General features: G+C 67.3%; 14 protein-coding genes. 8 read left to right on the top strand and 6 right to left on the bottom strand.

The genetic code is table 11. From position 1 onward, the window contains the following. Positions 1-358 precede the first annotated feature (358 nt). Positions 359-2,512: a hypothetical protein gene (locus C5O79_RS36850; RefSeq protein WP_122476179.1), complete on the top strand. Its 2,154-nt coding sequence runs from the start codon at positions 359-361 to the stop codon at positions 2,510-2,512. Positions 2,513-2,617: 105 nt separating this feature from the next. Here C5O79_RS36850 and C5O79_RS36845 read toward each other — a convergent pair whose 3' ends face one another. After that, positions 2,618-3,358 carry a sulfite exporter TauE/SafE family protein gene (locus tag C5O79_RS36845; RefSeq protein ID WP_122476181.1) on the bottom strand — a complete coding sequence of 247 codons (741 nt, stop codon included), beginning with the start codon at positions 3,356-3,358 and terminating at the stop codon, positions 2,618-2,620. A 278-nt stretch (positions 3,359-3,636) separates the two neighbouring features. After that, the gene (locus C5O79_RS36840) at positions 3,637-4,653 is read right to left on the bottom strand and encodes an aldo/keto reductase (RefSeq protein ID WP_122476183.1); all 1,017 of its coding nucleotides are present in this window, start codon (positions 4,651-4,653) and stop codon (positions 3,637-3,639) included. A gap of 140 nt (positions 4,654-4,793) precedes the next feature. Here C5O79_RS36840 and C5O79_RS36835 point away from each other — a divergent pair, with 140 nt between their 5' ends. Next, positions 4,794-5,705, top strand: a complete 912-nt coding sequence (locus tag C5O79_RS36835; RefSeq protein ID WP_046548088.1) for a LysR family transcriptional regulator — start codon at positions 4,794-4,796, stop codon at positions 5,703-5,705. Positions 5,706-5,750: 45 nt separating this feature from the next. Here C5O79_RS36835 and C5O79_RS36830 read toward each other — a convergent pair whose 3' ends face one another. Beyond that, on the bottom strand, positions 5,751-6,905 hold the full coding sequence (locus tag C5O79_RS36830; protein WP_047849774.1) for a porin: 1,155 nt from the start codon (positions 6,903-6,905) through the stop codon (positions 5,751-5,753). 381 nt (positions 6,906-7,286) lie between these two features. On the opposite strand from C5O79_RS36830, the gene C5O79_RS36825 reads away from it, so the two are divergent. Both C5O79_RS36825 and C5O79_RS36820 read left to right on the top strand, forming a co-directional pair. After that, positions 7,287-8,384 carry an OpgC domain-containing protein gene (locus C5O79_RS36825; RefSeq protein WP_046548090.1) on the top strand — a complete coding sequence of 366 codons (1,098 nt, stop codon included), beginning with the start codon at positions 7,287-7,289 and terminating at the stop codon, positions 8,382-8,384. A 61-nt stretch (positions 8,385-8,445) separates the two neighbouring features. Continuing rightward, complete coding sequence (locus C5O79_RS36820) at positions 8,446-9,381, top strand: alpha/beta hydrolase-fold protein (protein ID WP_122476185.1); 936 nt, start codon at positions 8,446-8,448, stop codon at positions 9,379-9,381. Positions 9,382-9,530: 149 nt separating this feature from the next. Here C5O79_RS36820 and C5O79_RS36815 read toward each other — a convergent pair whose 3' ends face one another. Next, on the bottom strand, positions 9,531-10,745 hold the full coding sequence (locus tag C5O79_RS36815) for an FAD-dependent monooxygenase (RefSeq protein ID WP_131932270.1): 1,215 nt from the start codon (positions 10,743-10,745) through the stop codon (positions 9,531-9,533). 166 nt (positions 10,746-10,911) lie between these two features. Between C5O79_RS36815 and C5O79_RS36810 the strand changes: the two genes are divergently transcribed. Both C5O79_RS36810 and C5O79_RS36805 read left to right on the top strand, forming a co-directional pair. Then, a complete protein-coding gene (locus C5O79_RS36810) occupies positions 10,912-11,865 on the top strand; it encodes a LysR family transcriptional regulator (protein ID WP_122476189.1) in 954 nt (317 codons plus the stop codon). A gap of 124 nt (positions 11,866-11,989) precedes the next feature. Continuing rightward, positions 11,990-12,748, top strand: a complete 759-nt coding sequence (locus C5O79_RS36805; protein WP_046548094.1) for an SDR family oxidoreductase — start codon at positions 11,990-11,992, stop codon at positions 12,746-12,748. A 274-nt stretch (positions 12,749-13,022) separates the two neighbouring features. Here the strand turns inward: C5O79_RS36805 and C5O79_RS36800 are convergent, their stop codons facing one another. Beyond that, positions 13,023-13,367, bottom strand: a complete 345-nt coding sequence (locus C5O79_RS36800; protein ID WP_046548095.1) for an H-NS histone family protein — start codon at positions 13,365-13,367, stop codon at positions 13,023-13,025. Between the two features lie 321 nt (positions 13,368-13,688). Here C5O79_RS36800 and C5O79_RS36795 point away from each other — a divergent pair, with 321 nt between their 5' ends. After that, positions 13,689-14,315 (top strand): TetR/AcrR family transcriptional regulator, encoded by a 627-nt coding sequence (locus C5O79_RS36795; RefSeq protein WP_122476191.1) that lies wholly within the window; start codon positions 13,689-13,691, stop codon positions 14,313-14,315. 185 nt (positions 14,316-14,500) lie between these two features. Here the strand turns inward: C5O79_RS36795 and C5O79_RS36790 are convergent, their stop codons facing one another. Then, positions 14,501-15,373: an NmrA family NAD(P)-binding protein gene (locus C5O79_RS36790; protein WP_122476193.1), complete on the bottom strand. Its 873-nt coding sequence runs from the start codon at positions 15,371-15,373 to the stop codon at positions 14,501-14,503. An 86-nt stretch (positions 15,374-15,459) separates the two neighbouring features. Here C5O79_RS36790 and C5O79_RS36785 point away from each other — a divergent pair, with 86 nt between their 5' ends. Further along, positions 15,460-16,383 carry a LysR family transcriptional regulator gene (locus tag C5O79_RS36785; RefSeq protein ID WP_236862332.1) on the top strand — a complete coding sequence of 308 codons (924 nt, stop codon included), beginning with the start codon at positions 15,460-15,462 and terminating at the stop codon, positions 16,381-16,383. The last annotated feature ends 136 nt before the right edge of the window (positions 16,384-16,519 follow it).

Below are 16,519 nucleotides of genomic sequence, written 5' to 3'. Positions count from 1 at the left end.
CGCATCGCTCTCCCACGCTTCAGCTTTCCTCCTCCCGAAGAACTCCCGGTAACTTCTGCAACATTTCCTTCCCCCCTTCTCTCCCGTCTTCCCACCCCCCGGGTTTTTCCCGCCCCGTCCGACGTGAAAGTTCATTGACATCACGCCGCTCGATGCCTAAATTTGGAAAACGTTTTCCATCACGTCCGCGCGACGCCGGTCACGGCCCGTGCAGGGAGAACGCTTGCCCGCTCGACAGGTGATTCAGGCCGTCCGTCTTCAGGGATCAGGGTTGCAAGACGGCGGCCGGGTACGGGCATCGAGCGCGGCAACGGCCACACCCGCCCGTCCTTCATCACTATTCGAAACTGGAGACACAATGCATCCGCGCAGCAGATTCGCGCTCGGCGCCGCGCTCAGCGCCCTTTCCGTCCTGTTCGTCAGCGCCTGCGGCGGCAACGACGTGACCGACACGCCGCCCCCGTCCACGACACCGACGCTCGCATCGAACTCGCTGCAGGCGCTCGTCTACGGCGCGCCCGACACCAGCGTGCCGGCCGGCACGAACATTCCGGTCACGATGATGGGCCAGATGCGCGCGTTGTTCGACCTGATCCGGAAATCGTCCGACTTCACGCAGGTCGTGATGGATCTCGGCGACGGCACGCCGGTCCACGTGCTCGACACGAACACCGGCGACAAATTCCTGCCGGGCAAGCTCGCGCTCGGCCTGTCTTACATCCTGATCGACATGAAGTCGAAGAACGATCCGCAGTACGCCAGCTACCTCGCGACGTACCAGACGATCACGACCGCAATGATGGCGCAGTCGGGCAGCAACTACACATATGCGAATACGTCCTGGGGCGAGTACTACTACCTCGTCGCGCTGAACAACCTGAAGGCGCGCGGGATGCTCAACGAAGTCTTCAGCGACACGATGCTCGCGACGCTGCAGCGGCGGCTCACCTTCTGCGACATGTTCGGCCCCGATGCGAGCGGCAAGACCGATACGTGCCCCGCGGCCGGCACGCCGATCGACATCGCATCGCTCAACACCGCGCAGAACTACTATGCGGTGTCCTACGGAATTGCCGGGCTGCGCCAGAAGCTCGGCTGGAGCAGCCCGTCGTTTGCATCGAAGACCGATCCGTCGGTTGCGACGATGGGCGCGCGCGACGCGCTGCTGTACACGCTTGCGAACCATATCCGCAACGACTCGTCGGGCGGGTTCTCGGACGAAGCGTCGAACACGCACACGACCTACTACGACCAGGCGCGCTTCGACCGCTACAGCACGCTGCTGATCGGTGAAGTGACCGAGCGCACGTTCGAGATGGGCAACGAGGCGAACCTCACGCCCGAACTGAAGGGCTATCTGCGCAAGTCGGTCGACCTAATCCTGCCGCAGCTGAACGCGAACGGCCAGGGCTTCAACTACGGCCGCTCGATCGGCCCGTACGGCGATTCGGCGTTCATGGAAGTGCTGACGGCCGCGGCCAATGCCGGCGTGCTGACCGACCAGGAGAAGCAGGTTGCATACAAGTTCATCTACCAGGCCGCGCAGCGTTTCGACACGTACTGGTACGACCCGTCGCTGCCGACGCCGTCGGTGAACATGTGGGTCAAGGGCCGCGGCACGGACGCGTATCGCGGCAAGCCGCGCGTGATGGGCGAGAACTTCAGCCTGCTGCACCAGTACCTGTACGTGAACGCGTGGTGGAACAAGCTCGGCTTCGGCGGCAAGGCACCGATGGCCGATACGGACTACAACGCATGGCTCGACGCGCTGCCGCACTACACGCTCACCTGGTACAACCAGCCGGGCGACACCGCGCATCCGTACAGCGCGGCGCTCGTCACCGTGCGCGACGGCCGGCGCGTGATCAACCTGAACCTCAGCCAGGCGCCCGACTACAACTCGTACACGCCGTACTACCCGGTGCCGTTCTCCGACAAGCTGATCTACGGCACGACCGATCTCGGCTACGCGCTGCTGGTGCCGCAGGTGTCGTACAACGGGAAGACCTACATTCCCGTCACGTACTACAAGAACCTGAACGTCCAGCAAAGCAACGGGCAGGTGGTCGTGTCGTTCGATACCGCGAAGTTCCGGCTCGCCTCGAAGAATGCGGCGTACACGACGGATCTCGACCTGCAGGTGCATACGGTGCTGACGTTCGCGCACGGCTCGGTCGCTCGCAGCGATACGCTGAGCACGGGCTCGCTCACCGGCAACCTGTCGGTCGAGACGGACTTCACGTCGTTCGCGGATTTCGCGTCGACGCAGGCGAACGGCGACGGCGTGTCGGTAACCTACGCGAACAGCGCCGCGACCGGCTATGCGGCGTCCGGGTTCGACACCTGCGCGCTGTCGGCCTTCGACACGGCGAACGGCACGACGAATCCGCTCTCGACGACGCCGATCGGCCAGTTGCATTCGAACTTCGCGTGTACGACGAAGCCGTTTGCACTCGGCGCGGGTGCCACCCGCACGTTCGGGTGGACGCTGAAGTACGCCGATCCGAGCTGAGCGATGTGACCCACGTCCGGTGAACGCGCCCGAAGCCCGCTGTTGTCGAAGCCGGCTTCAGGCGCGTCACCGACAGCGGGCATCGCGCTCGTCAGCGATGCCCGTTTACAGCCACCCCGAAGCCGCCATGTACGCGCCGAGCGCGATGAGCCCGACGAAGAAGCAGCGCTTGAACGCCTGCTCGCTCATCACGCGCCGTGCATATTGCCCGCCTGCCATGCCCGCCAGCGCCGGCACGAGTGCGAGCGCCGACACGCCGAGATCGACCGTTTGCAACGCACCCGTCACGCGCAGTTGCAGGCCGAGCACGATCGTCGATGCGGTGAACGACATCCCGAGCGCCTGGATCAGGTCGTCCTTCGACAGCCGCAGCGCCTGCAGGTACGGCACGGCCGGCACGACGAACACACCGGTCGCGGCCGTCACGACCCCCGTCAGGTAGCCGGCCACGGCCGACAGCCACTTTTCATGGCGGCCCGGCGCCGGCAGCCGCGCGGCGGCCAGCCCCCACAGCCCGTAGAGGATCAGCACCACGCCCAGCGCCGCATGCGTCCAGGTGCTGCCGGCCGCGAGCGCGGGCAGCCCGCCCGTCAGCGTGCCGATCGTCAGGCCGGCGAGCAGCGGCCACAGCCGGCGCAGCAGCGGCCCGAACGACGGGCCGAGCCACAACTGCCACACATTGGTGATGAACGACGGCACGAGCAGCAGGCTCGCGGCAGCCGACGGCGGCATCGCGAGCGTCAGCAGCCCCATCGCGATCGTCGGCAGCCCGAGCCCGATCATGCCCTTGACCGCGCCGGCCAGCAGGAAAACCACCGCGATGATCGTCAGCGTATGAACTTGCATGAAAGGCGTTCCGTCCGGTTGAGTACGGCGCCGATGGTGAACCCCGAGCGCGCCGCTCGCCATCTGGTTTTGCCTGAGGCTGGCTAGGGCTTGCCGGAGGGGCGGCGGCGCGATCGTGCCGATGGGCTGTCGCGCCGCGGCGCCGGCGAAAAACCCGCGCCGCCTGGATCAACGCAGGCGGGGCCGGGCCATGCATCCGGGTTGCCGAACCCTGCTTCGACACCCGAGTCCGAGCTGAATACCGGGCCGGCTCCTGAACGAGCGCCGATCCGGCCCGATTACCCGCCGTGAGATGCCCTCCGGCCCTGTTCGCTGTCGAGGTGTGCCATCTGCGCGGCCGGATAACGCTCACCGGCAGCCGCCCCGGCGGGAACCGCCGCTTCGATGCGAGCGATGTCATTGACCGTTAGTTGCATTTCTGTCGCTTGCAGCGCGTCGTGAAGCTGCGAGCGCTTGCGCGCGCCGATCAGCGGCACGATATCGCCGCCGCGCGACAGCACCCACGCGATCGCGACCTGCGCCGGATTGCTGCCCTTCTCGTCGGCGATCACGCGCAGCGCATCGACGAGCGCAAGGTTGTGCGCGAGGTTCTCGCCCTGGAAGCGCGGGCTCGCCGCGCGGAAATCGCGTTCGCCTTCCCGTGCCGTGCTCCAGCGCCCACCGAGCAGCCCGCGCGACAGCACGCCGTAGGCCATCACGCCGATCCCGAGTTCGCGGCACGCGGGCAGGATTCCGGCCTCGATGCCGCGCGACAGCAGCGAATATTCGATCTGCAGATCGGAGATCGGCGCGACGGCCGCGGCGCGGCGGATCGTGTCGACGCCGGCTTCCGACAGGCCGATATGGCGCACGTACCCGGCCTTCACGAGATCGGCGATCGCGCCGATCGTCTCCTCGATCGGCACCGCCGGATCGACGCGCGCCGGCCGGTAGATGTCGACGTAGTCGGTGCCGAGCCGTTTCAGCGAGTACGCGATGAAGTTGCGGATCGCCGCCGGCCGCGCATCGTAGCCGGCGAACCCGCCGGACGGGTCGCGCAGCGCGCCGAATTTCACGCTGATCAGCACCTGGTCGCGGGCCCGGGCGCGCAGCGCATCGCGGATCAGCATCTCGTTGTCGCCCATGCCGTAGAAATCGCCGGTGTCGAGCATCGTGATGCCGTGGTCGAGCGCCGCGTGCAGCGTCGCGATGCTTTCGTCGCGGTCGGCCGGGCCGTAGAAGTCCGACATCCCCATGCAGCCGAGCGCGAGTGCCGACACCCGCGGGCCGGTACGGCCCAGTTCACGCGTTTCCATGTCCGTTTCCTCGAGTGATGAATGAACAGGGCGGATTCTGGGCGCATTGCGGCGCGCGATAAACGCGAAACACTCAACCAAACCGTTCGACGCTGATTAACAATGGAGCCTGCTCCCCTCCACCCACGCACCCGCCCCGCATGGATCACCTGCAAGCAATGCGCATCTTCGCGCGCGTCGCCCATCTCGGCAGCTTCACGAAAGCGGCCGAACAGCTGCAACTGCCGCGCCCGACGGTCAGCAACGCCGTCCAGTATCTGGAAAAACACCTGAAGGTCCGCCTGCTGCAGCGCACGACGCGGCGCGTCGCGCTGACGGCCGAAGGCGCGACTTATTACGAGCGCTGCACGCGGTTGCTGGCCGATCTGGACGACGCTGAAACGCTGTTCGAAGACGCCGGCACGACGCCGCGCGGCGCGATCCGCGTCGACTTGCCCGAACGCTTTGCACTGAATCAGGTGATTCCGGCGCTACCGGGTTTCCACGCGCGCTACCCCGACCTGCGCGTCGTGATCGGCACGACCGACCGCTTCGTCGACCTCGTCGCCGACGGCATCGACTGCGCGGTGCGGGTCGGCGCGATGTCCGATACGTCGCTCGTTGCGCGGCGCATCGGCGAATTGGCGCAGATCAATTGCGCGGCGCCCGCGTATCTCGAGCGGCACGGCACGCCGCGCTCGCCGGACGAGCTGCCGGACCACGTCGCGGTCGGCTATTTCTCGAGCCGCACGGGCCGCGAGCTGGACTGGGAATATGCGGATATGGATTCGGGCCAGCTGCACGCGGTCAAGATGCGCAGCGTCGTGTCGGTCAACAGCTCGCAGGCGTATCTCGCGTGCTGTCTTGCGGGCCTCGGGCTGATCCAGGCGCCGCGCGAAGGGCTCGGGCCGCTGCTCGCCGACGGCTCGCTGGTCGAGGTGCTGCCGGAATGGAATGCCGAGCCGCTGCCCGTGTCGGTGGTGTTTCCGACCGGCCGGCATCTCGCGCCACGCGTGAGGATCTTCGTCGACTGGCTTGCGGAAACGCTCGGGGGCATACCCGGGGCGGATTGACGGCAGGCGCCGGGGCACTCGCCCCGGCGCCGCCCGCTTGGAACGTCAGAACTTGTGGCGGATCGCGGCGCGCACCGCGAACTGGTTCGACGACGCCGACGGGCCGTCCGTGCCGACCACGTAGCCGCCGTCGGCCGCCGTGCCGGTCTTGTCGCCGCCCACCTTCTGCCATGCGCCCTGCAGGTAGACGTCGGTGCGCTTCGACAGGCTGTAGTCGGCCATCAAGCCGACCGTGTGGTATTTCGGCTTGAACGTCCCGGCCGCGGCATCGTACTTGCCGTCCGTGTACACGTACTGCGCGCCGAGATAGAAATCGGGCGTGAGCTGGTACTTGCCGTTGATCTCGAAGTTCTGGAACTTCGTCGCGCTCAGCCCGAGGCCGGCGAACGTCGACGCCGGCAGGTAGACCGTCGACACCGGGTTCTTCACGTCCGTCTTCGTGTAGACGAAGCCGACCGTAGCGGGGCCAAACGTGTAGTTGATGCCGCCGCCGAAGATCCGCAGGCGGTCGGCGACGAAGTTCGCGTCATCCGCCGAGATCGCGCCCGCGCTGCCGATACCCGGGTTGTTCGCCTGCAGGTACGCGGCCGCAACCTGCAGCCCGGCCAGCGAATACTGCGCGCCGAGGCTGTATTGACGGTTGTTCGAGAAGCCGGTGCTGTTGCTGAAGCTGTACGTGCCGCCGAACGTCAGGCCGTTCCAGTCGGCGCTCGCATACTTGACCGTGTTGTTGACGCGGAACGAGTTGTCCGTGTTGTCGTTGTCGAACGGGTGCGAGAACAGCGTGCCGCCCCAGTTGCCGTTGGCGGTGAGCGGCGCGAGATAGTCGACGACGGAATCGTACTGACGGCCGAAGGTCAGCGTGCCGAAGCGCGGCGCGCTCAGCCCGACGAACGCCTGGCGGCCGAACATGCGGCCGCCCTGGCCGAGCCGGCCGTTGTTCACGTCAAAACCGTTTTCCAGCGTGAAGATCGCCTTCAGCCCGCCGCCGAGATCCTCGCTGCCCTTCAGGCCCCAGCGGCTGCCCTGCGCATAGCCGCTCGCGAGCTGGTAATTCGTTTTTCCGACCCCATTGACGTTCACGTTGTTCGTGTAATTGAAGCCTTCATCGATCACACCGTACAGCGTCACGCTGTTCTGGGCGAAGACCGGCACGGCAAAAGCGGCCAGCGCGGCGGTAAAAATGATGTGCTTCTTCATGACGAATCTCCGGAGCCGGGGGCCGGGCATGGTCGAGCGCCCGGCGAATGTTTGGTCGTTGTAGGTGTGGCCCGCAGGGCGGACGACGCGGTGTGCGGCCGCGTGAGGTCAAAATGGTGTCACGTCGCAAACCGTCCGTCCATCGGGGTAGATGAACCCCGCGCAAACCGTTGCGCTCGTCCAACTGCCCCGTTGCGCAGACTGTCTTACCCGGCTTACCGGCAGCGGCACGACGGCCGGCTATTCGCGTAAACCCGATGTGCACTGCATCGGTGGCACAATGCGCATCCGTTCGTCATTTCTTCACGAAGTCATGCTTCACCCCGATTCATGCGCGGCGCGTGCCGGGCGCGCCCGCGGCCCGCGCCGGGAGCCGGTCCGATGACCGCACCGGCCCGGGCCGGCCGCTACGCCGAGCTCGATTTCTTCCGCGGCCTCGTACTGCTCGTCATCGTCGTCGACCACATCGGCGGCAGCATCCTGTCGCGCGTGACGCTGCACGCGTACGCGCTGTGCGACGCGGCCGAGGTCTTCGTGTTCCTCGGCGGCTTCGCCACCGCGATCGCTTACAACTCGCTCGCCGAACGGCACGACGAGGCCGCCGCGCGTCAGCGCTTCATCCGGCGCGCGTTCGAGATCTACCGTGCGTTCCTCGTGACGGCCGGCCTGATGCTGCTGATCACGGCCGCGCTGAACGCGTTCGCGATCGACGGCCCGAACATGCCGACCAACGACCTCGACGGCCTGCTCCACAAGCCGCTCGCCGCGCTGCGCGACATCCTGCTGTTCCGCCGCCAGCCCTACCTCGCGTCGGTGCTGCCGATGTACGCGTTCTTCGCGCTGCTCGTTCCGCTCACGCTGCCGCTCGCGCGCACGCAGCCGTGGCTGCTGCTCGCGTTCAGCGGATCGCTGTGGTACGCGGCGCCGCACGTCGCGCGCTTCTTGCCGACCGTCGAAGGCGCGCCGTGGGACTTCAATCCGTTCGCATGGCAGTTCCTGTTCGTGCTCGGCGTGATCGCGCGCTGCCAGCCCGTCTACCAGACGCTCGCGCCGAAGCCGCAGGGCTGGCTGCTGACGGCCGCGGCGCTCGCGATCGTCGCGGCCGGCGCGTACTACCGGCTGCGCATCGAGCCGTTCCCGACCGATCCGTCGATCAAGCAGAACCTCGGCGCGCTGCGGCTCGCGAACTTCCTCGCGATCGCGTGGCTCGCTGCCAAGCTGGTCCACCTCGGCTGGATGAAGAAGGTCGCGCACGCGATGCCGTGGATCGGCACGATCGGCCGGCAGGGGCTGCTGTGCTTCGTCGCGGGCACCGCCATCTCGCTCGCGGTCGATTCGGTGCTCTACCAGGCGACCGAAGGCTATCTCGACGTGAAGCTCGGCCTGATTGCCGACGTCGTTGCAATGGGCCTGCTGTATCTCGTCGCCAAACTCTACGGGCCGCTCGTCGCGCGGCTGCCGTTCCGTTCGCGGCGATGACGCGCCGCGCCGTCATGCGCCGCTGCTACGATAGCCGGCGCCTCTCCTGAAACGATTCGACATGCGCCGACTCGCCCTTCCGTTCGCCCTCGCCCTGATCGCCGGCGCCATCGCCACCGCCCGCGCCACGCCGCCCGCGCCGGTGGCAGCGCCCGCGCCGCCGCCACCGGCCGTCCAGACCGCGACGACCCCGTCGGCCACCCAGGAGCCCGCGCTCAATCCGGGCAGCAGCGTCGTGCTGCGCACGTTCCGGTCGGCATCGCTGAAGCGCGACTGGTCGTACACGGTCTACCTGCCGCCCGGCTACAACCCGGAAGGCGCCCGCTACCCGGTGATGTACCTGCTGCACGGCAACGCCGGCAACGCGAACGACTGGGTCACGCAGGGCCGGCTGCAGGCCACCGCCGACACGCTGATCGAGCGCCGCGAGATCCCGCCGGTCGTGATCGTGATGCCGCAGGGCGGCACCGACTGGTACGTCGACCGCAAGGAGAAGATGCAGAGCGCGTTCCTCAACGACCTGCTGCCCGAGGTCGAAGCGCACTTCGCGGTGTCGAACCAGCGCGCGGGCCGCGCGATCGGCGGCGTGTCGATGGGCGGCTTCGGCGCGCTGCGTTTCTCGCTGCTCGAACCCGGCCTGTTCTGCGGCGCGATGCTGCTGAGCCCCGCGATCTACGCGAACGAGCCGCCGCTCAACTCCGCCGCGCGCTACGTCGGCGTGTTCGGCGACCGCCAGTTCGACCCGCGCGTGTGGCACGAGCTCAACTACCCGGCGCTGATGCGCGGCTACTTCGCGCGCAGCTGGCGGATCCCGATGTTCATCGCGGCCGGCGACGACGACCTGACCATCCAGGCCGAATCGAGCGTGCTGTACACGCACCTGCGCCGCGCGCAGAACCCGGCCGAGCTGCGCATCGTCGACGGCGGGCATACGTGGGACGTCTGGCGCGGGCTGCTCGGGCAGGGGTTGAAGTACGCGCTCGAATGCGTGAAGTGATGGTGGGCGGGCGCGGCCTCGACCGTTTTCGTCAGGCTGGCCGGTGACCGGCGAACGGTAGCCTTTCGATCAGTCGCGTATCCCGCGTCCGCCATCGCGGCGCACCGGTCGCGCCGTTCGCGCCTGATGGCGTGCTCACGATCGCGGGCTCACAGCCACGTGCCACCCTGCCGTTCGCTCGGCTCCCCGGCCAGCGCATCGAAATCGTGAATCCAGTCCAGGTGATGCAGCACGCTGTCGCGCTCGGCCAGACGCGCATTGCGCGCCTGCGCGGCCGGCCCGTCGGGCAGGTGCAGCACGTCGGCCACGGAAATCGACGCGTACTGCACCTTGCGCGTGCGGCCGCGACGCAGTCGCTCATACGCTTCCTGCGCTTCGCGCCAGTTGCCCGGCCCGGCCTGCGCCAGTTGCGCGGCGAGCACCACCGCATCCTCGATCGACTGGTTCGCGCCCTGCCCGTGATGCGGCACCAGCGCATGCGCGGCGTCGCCGATCAGCGTCACGCGCCCGCGGCTCCAGCGGCCGAGCGGCGGCCGGTGGAACAGCCCCCAGCGCTGGCTGATCGGCACGGCGGTGATCATCTGCACCACCGCCGGATGCCAGCCCCCGAACACGCGCAGTTGCTCGCCCTCTTCCGACGGCATCACCCAGTCGCGCGACGGCCACGGTGACGGATGACGCTCGACCAGCAGGAAATTCTGGTCGCCGTCGTCGCCGATCGGATAGTGCAGCAGGTGCCCGTGCGGCCCGATCCAGTACTGCAGCGTTTCGGGATCGGGCAAAAGGCTCAGCCGCGCCGCCGGCACCACGCCGCGAAAACCCGAACACCCCGAATACAGCGCATCGTCGTAGCCGAGCATCCAGCGCCGCGTGATCGAGCGCGCGCCGTCCGCGCCGATCACGAGATCGGCGTCGACGCGCACACCGTTGTCGAACGACAGCGTAACGCGATCGGGATGCTGCGCGAGATCGATCAGCCGATGGCCGAGATGGATGGCGTCGAGGCCGACCGCCTTGGACAGCACGGCCTGCAGATCCGCGCGATGCACGCCCCAGTACGCGCCGCCGAATTGCCGGCGATAGTCGGGGTCGCCGCGATGATGGCCGATCACCGCACCGCTGCGGCCGTCGCGATAGACGAGCCCCGGGATGTCCGAACACACCGCGTCGAAGGCCGCACGCAATCCCATCCGCTCGTAGAAGCGCGTCGCATTGGCCGACAGCGCGACGGCCGCGCCGACTTCGCGCAACACCTCCGTCTGTTCGTAGAGCTGCGCGTCGATGCCGTGCTCGCGCAGGGCGAGCGCGAGCGTCAGGCCGCCGATCCCGGCGCCGACGATCGCAATCTTCAGGTTCGTCTGCATGATGAAGGTGTCTCCGATATTCCGATGTGGGGTGTGCGGCGTGCGCAGCGGTCATGCCGATTGCATGGGCCGTATCGGTATTCTCGGGAGCGGACTTTCATCCCGCAATAAAATGACCGGAATCTGCTTCATCACTGAATGCAATGAACCCGGCGAGGCCCAACCCATGGAACTGAGCGATGTCGACCTCAACCTGCTGCTGCTTTTCCAGCGGCTGATGCAGGAACGGCGCGTATCGAGCGTCGCCGAGCAGATGAACATGAGCCAGCCGGGCGTGAGCAATGCGCTCGCGAAGCTGCGCCGCCGGCTCGGCGATCCGCTGTTCGTGCGCGGGCCGGGCGGCGTGGTGCCGACACCGTTCGCACTGCGCCTCGCGGAACCCGTGTCGCACGCGCTCGCGACGCTGCACGCCGCGCTCAACCCCGAGACCGGTTTCGATCCGCTGCGCGCCACGCGCACGCTGACCATCGGCATGACCGATATCGGCGAAGTCGTGTTCCTGCCGGCGCTGCTCGAACACCTGTCGCAAGCAGCGCCGGGCATCGCGCTCAATACGGTGCGCGACACGAGCGTCAACCTCGGCGACGCAATGGCCGAGGGCCGCGTCGACCTCGCGATCGGCCTGCTGCCGCAGCTCAAGGGCGGCTTCTATCAGCGCCGGCTGTTCGATCAGCGCTATGTGTGCCTGTTCCGGCGCGGGCATCCGCTCGAGGACGCGCCGCTGACGGTCGACACGTGGCGCAATGCGGAGCACCTGGTCGTGGTGTCGGCCGGCACCGGTCACGGGCAGGTGGACGAATGGCTGAAGCGCCGCCGCGTGGCGCGCCAGGTGCGGCTCACGGTGCCGCACTTCATGAGCGTCGGTTACATCCTGCAGCGCACCGACCTGATCGCGACGGTGCCCGAGCATCTTGCGCAGCAGCTTGCCGCACCGTTTTCGCTGGGCTGGCGTGCGTTGCCCGTCACCGTGCCGGGCGCGCCGATTCACATGCTCTGGCATACGCGGGTCAATCAGGACGAAGGGAACAAGTGGCTGCGCGACGTGGTGGTCGATCTGTTTGCGGAGTCAGGCACGCGGGCGCGGAAGGCCGTGCCTGGCCGGGAAGAGTCGTCGACGTGATCGAGCGTGCTTTACGATGTTGCTCGAACGTGCGTGCCGCGCATTTCGACTACATTGCCGAAGCGGCAGGGTCATCGTTCATCCCCCAGCCTCACCCGTCATTCAACTCGCAGGAAATCAAGCCATGTCTGTCTCGAAGAAATTCGCAGCCGTCACGGGCGCAGGCTCCGGCATCGGTCGCGCAGCGGCCATCGCGCTCGCCCAGGCGGGATTCGGCGTCGCGCTGCTCGGACGCACCGAAGCATCGTTGCGCGAAACGCAGGATGCGATCCGCACCGCCGGCGGCGACGCGCACGTGTTTCCGGCAGACGTCACCGACGAAGCATCGGTCGACCACGCGTTCGCGCAGATCGCGCAGCAGTTCGGCCGGCTCGACGTGCTGTTCAACAACGCCGGCCGCAACGCGCCGCCGGTTTCCCTCGACGAATACGAATTCGACGTATGGAACAGCGTCGTCGCGACGAACCTGACCGGCGTCTTCCTGTGTGCGCGAGCCGCGTGGCGCCTGATGAAAGCGCAATCGCCACAGGGCGGCAGGATCATCAACAACGGCTCGATCTCGGCCCATGCGCCGCGCCCCGATACGATCGCGTACACGGCCACCAAGCATGCGGTGACCGGGATCACCAGGTCGCTGGCCCTCGACGGCCGCCGATACAACATCGCGTGCGGCCAGATCGACATCGGCAACGCGGCGACATCGCTCACGGAACGGATGACGCAAGGCGTCCCGCAGGCCGACGGCAGCCTCGCGCCCGAGGCGCGCATGGACGTCACGCACGTCGCGAACGCGATCGTCCAGATGGCGAACCTGCCGCTCGACACGAACATCCTGAACATGACGATCATGGCGACCGCGATGCCGTTCGTCGGCCGGGGCTGAACGATGCGCTCGCGACGCCCGGTCCCGGCCGGCCCGCAGCGGGAGACGTCACCCGCCCACGATTGCTGACGACGTCATGTGCTGTCGGCCGAACTCGAGCTGCACGTCGAGCACGGCGAACCGACGCGGTTGCGCGCCGGTGAGCGCGCGCTGATCTCGTCGCATCGGCCGCATGCGTACGTGGCGCCGTCGCCCGAAGGCGACGCTGCTCGTGGTGCTCATGCCGCCGGGTCAGGCCCGGTGAGCCGCTGTCGCCGTAGCCAGGCGCCGTGCGTCAGCCGGTCCGGGTTTTCTTGCCGGTGGACGGCGGCTTGACGATGACGAACTGACGACGATCCTTGCCCCTGATCCAGAGCGGCGCATTGCCGCGCCCGCTCCACTCCTTTCCGCTCGCCGGATCGCGATAGCGCGCCGGCAGCGCTTTCACGACGTACGAACCCCGGCTGCCGTTGCGGCCGACCAGGTCGCGATGCTTGATCGCATAGGTATCCATCAACGAGTGAACCGCCGCGATCGCATCGACGCGTTCGCGCGCGCGTGCTCGCTCGATTTCCTCGTCCAGTTCGGCCAGCTCGACTACGAGCTGTGCATAGGTCTTGCTCGCGCTCATCTTCTTCATGCCCGCATCCACATCTGCATGCGAACCGCCATGATTCGCATCACTAACTGACTGTTTCACGACGCCCCGTGACGACGGTACCCACTCGATCGACAAGCGGCTCGCGTCGGCGCATCGAAGCACGCGACACGCGGGCAACGACACATCGCCGCGCACCGATACACAGTGCGCGCCCCCGCGTCGACCCGAACGTCCGCCCGGGGAATCCCCGCTGCTGACGTCTGTCGACACAATCGCGCCCTGCGTTTCAAATATCAAGTGATATTTGAAACGCGATCGTAATGGTATCTATCTCAAATATCAACTGATATCCTGCCTGCCATGAACATGCCCTCCCTTCCCCCGCGGCTGAGCCGCGAAGAAAGCCGACAGCAGACCCGCGCCCATTTGCTCGCCGCGGCGAAGCGGCTGTTCGTCGATCGCGGGTTCGGCGGCACGTCGCTCAGGGATATCGCGGCCGAGGCCGGTTATACGCAGGGCGCGTTCTATTCGAATTTCGCGAGCAAGGAGGAATTGTTCGTCGAGCTGATGCGGGAGCGTTCGACGACGCAGGTGGCCGACATCGCGCGGACGCTGAGCGACCCGTCCGCGTCCGGGGAGGACATTCTGAATGCGCTGGATGTCTGGTCGCGGACCGTCGACGCCGAGCCCGAGTGGTCGGTGCTGGGCGTCGAGTTCAAGCTTCAGGGGCGGCGCAACCCCGCTTTCGCCATCGCGTCGCAGGCGTTGCTGGACGCCCATCGCGACGGCCTCGCCTGTTGCATCGAGCAGATTTTCGCGCGGCTGAAGAAAGTGCCGCCCGAACCGCCGGCCGTCCTCGCCATTTCGTTCATGGGGCTCTCGCAAGGCCTGTCGTTGCAGCAATCGATCCTGTCCGAGGTGCCGATCGGGCGCATGATCATGGTGTTCCTGCGTAGCCTGCTGGCCACTGCCGAGCCCGTGCGTTGACCGGAAAGGTCACTCGCGACCGGGAAATGACCGGCTCCACGATGGAGCCGGATCGCGCATGATGCCGTGCGGGCAATTGCGGCCGCTCGACGCACGCGAGGGCGCTCATGTCCGGGCAGTGCCGCCGCACCACCACTCGCGAACGCCGAGATGCCGCGGTGATCACCGCCTGCGGATGTGCGGCGTCAGGCCCGCAGGATCTCCTCGGCAACCTGTTCGAACGTCACCTGCCCTCGTCGAAGCTCGACGGTATCGTCGCTCCCGAAATCGATGTGCCCGCTGTTCAGCCCGTGATTCAGTTCGATGAATCCATCGATCGCCACACTGGGGAACGGATTCATCGCGAGTACGCCAGCCCACTCCGAAGGCTCGAGCGCCGTCGGCCTCACCGGTCGATCGAGCGCGCGCGCAAAGATCGCCGCGATGTCGGCAGGCGAATAGGCTGCCGGCCCTTCCAGGCCGATCTTCCGGATGCCTGTCCAGTCTTCACGCAGCAAGTCCGCCGCGACGCGGCCGATGTCCTCGGTCGCAACCATCGGAATGGCGCGCTCGACCGGCACGAGCAGGCTCGGCAGGATGCCCCGCGTGCGCATCGGCTCGACGACGCGCGCCCAGTTCTCCATGAAGTACGCCGCGCGCAGGAACACGACCGGAATGCCCGGCTCGGCCAGTCGTTGCTCGGCCGTGCGGTTGGTCGCGATCACGCCGGTGCCGCTCGGCCGGTCCGCGCCCACCGACGACAGCAGCACGAGTTTCGGCAAGCCCGCCGCGCGCACCGCTTCGGCAACGGCGCGCGCCGTCACGTCCGCGTGTTCGAACAGGTTCGCCAGCGCATAGTTGGGCGGCTTGACCAGATACGCGCCGTGCGCGCCGGCGAAGGCACGCGTCAGGGCGGCGGCATCGGTCAGATCGGCAACGGCCACTTCCGCGCCCTGTTTTGCCCAGCGCACCGCCTTCGCGCGATCGCGCACGACCACGCGCACCGCGACGCCCGCATCGATCAGGGCCTGGGCCGCGACGGCGCCCGTGCGCCCGGTGACACCCGTGACAACGAACATATGTTCCTCCGACAGCCGCCCCACCCGTTGGAGCGATGGCTTCGATGATGTACGCTGGCTTCACATAACTCAAATGCATATCAATCATGTCCAGCATGCACGAAGTGGATTTGCGCGCCGTCGATCTCAACCTGCTCAAGCTGCTCGACGCATTGCTCAAGGAACGCAGCGTCACGCGCGCCGGCGTGCGGCTCGGCCTGACGCAGCCGGCGGCAAGCCGCGCGCTGGGCCGTCTGCGAGCGCTGCTCGACGATCGCGTCGTCGTGCGTACGCCGAAGGGACTGGAGTTCACGCCGCGCGCGGCGTCGCTCGCGCTGCGCGTATCACGCGTGCTGACGGAAGCGGCCAGCATCGTCGCGCCGGCCGTATTCGATCCGGCTACCGCACGCGGGCAGTTTTCGATCGCGAGCATCGATCACATGGCGCTGACGCTGATGCCGGACGTGAATGCGCGGCTCGAACAGCGCGCGCCCTGCATGGATCTCGACGTGCCGCCGTCACGCGGCAACAACGTCGAACTCGTGGTGGACGGCACGGCCGGCATCGCGCTCGGCGCGTTCGACGACGATACGTTGCCGGCCGGCATCTATCGTCGCAAGCTTTACGACGACAGCCTGGTTTGCATCGTGCGCAACGGGCATCCGGCGCTGTCCGCGCGGCTGACGCCGAAGCATTTCGCCGGACTGTCGCACGTGCTGGTGACGATCGGCGGCCGCGGCGGCGAACTGGTCGACGCGGCCCTCGCGCGGCAAGGGCTGCAGCGACGCATCGCGATGCGCCTGCCGCATTTTCTGGTGGCGCCGATGGTGGTCGCGAAGAGCGACATGACGGTGGTACTGCCGCGCCGCCTTGCGCAGCATGTCGCGCAGTCGATGCCGGTCACGCTCGCCGAACTGCCGGTCGAGGTGCCGCAGTTCGCGTTGACGATGATCTGGCATGAGCGCACGCACGACGATCCGGCGTACGGGTGGCTGCGCCGGCAGATTGCGGAGATTGCGCAGCAGATGTAACCGTAGCGCATCCTCGCCCGCTCCGGATCGGGAATTCGCGTGCCGCGAGATCGCGCGGCGGCGGTCGGCGTCCCCACGCGTTCCTGGGAGGCCCATCGCCTTTGTCGATCGACACGTGCGCGAATCCAACGCGAAA

The organism is Burkholderia sp. SRS-25 (genome assembly GCF_004343765.1).
Lineage (GTDB): Bacteria > Pseudomonadota > Gammaproteobacteria > Burkholderiales > Burkholderiaceae > Burkholderia > Burkholderia contaminans.
This window is presented reverse-complemented; position numbering and strand designations above follow the sequence as displayed.

What these genes read in the sequence shown, in the direction of transcription:
- C5O79_RS36850 (WP_122476179.1), top strand. Translation starts at nt 359, where the DNA reads ATGCATCCGCGCAGCAGATTCGCGCTCGGCGCCGCGCTCAGCGCCCTT.
- C5O79_RS36845 (WP_122476181.1), bottom strand. Translation starts at nt 3,358, where the DNA reads ATGCAAGTTCATACGCTGACGATCATCGCGGTGGTTTTCCTGCTGGCC.
- C5O79_RS36840 (WP_122476183.1), bottom strand. Translation starts at nt 4,653, where the DNA reads ATGGAAACGCGTGAACTGGGCCGTACCGGCCCGCGGGTGTCGGCACTC.
- C5O79_RS36835 (WP_046548088.1), top strand. Translation starts at nt 4,794, where the DNA reads ATGGATCACCTGCAAGCAATGCGCATCTTCGCGCGCGTCGCCCATCTC.
- C5O79_RS36830 (WP_047849774.1), bottom strand. Translation starts at nt 6,905, where the DNA reads ATGAAGAAGCACATCATTTTTACCGCCGCGCTGGCCGCTTTTGCCGTG.
- C5O79_RS36825 (WP_046548090.1), top strand. Translation starts at nt 7,287, where the DNA reads ATGACCGCACCGGCCCGGGCCGGCCGCTACGCCGAGCTCGATTTCTTC.
- C5O79_RS36820 (WP_122476185.1), top strand. Translation starts at nt 8,446, where the DNA reads ATGCGCCGACTCGCCCTTCCGTTCGCCCTCGCCCTGATCGCCGGCGCC.
- C5O79_RS36815 (WP_131932270.1), bottom strand. Translation starts at nt 10,745, where the DNA reads ATGCAGACGAACCTGAAGATTGCGATCGTCGGCGCCGGGATCGGCGGC.
- C5O79_RS36810 (WP_122476189.1), top strand. Translation starts at nt 10,912, where the DNA reads ATGGAACTGAGCGATGTCGACCTCAACCTGCTGCTGCTTTTCCAGCGG.
- C5O79_RS36805 (WP_046548094.1), top strand. Translation starts at nt 11,990, where the DNA reads ATGTCTGTCTCGAAGAAATTCGCAGCCGTCACGGGCGCAGGCTCCGGC.
- C5O79_RS36800 (WP_046548095.1), bottom strand. Translation starts at nt 13,367, where the DNA reads ATGAAGAAGATGAGCGCGAGCAAGACCTATGCACAGCTCGTAGTCGAG.
- C5O79_RS36795 (WP_122476191.1), top strand. Translation starts at nt 13,689, where the DNA reads ATGAACATGCCCTCCCTTCCCCCGCGGCTGAGCCGCGAAGAAAGCCGA.
- C5O79_RS36790 (WP_122476193.1), bottom strand. Translation starts at nt 15,373, where the DNA reads ATGTTCGTTGTCACGGGTGTCACCGGGCGCACGGGCGCCGTCGCGGCC.
- C5O79_RS36785 (WP_236862332.1), top strand. Translation starts at nt 15,460, where the DNA reads ATGTCCAGCATGCACGAAGTGGATTTGCGCGCCGTCGATCTCAACCTG.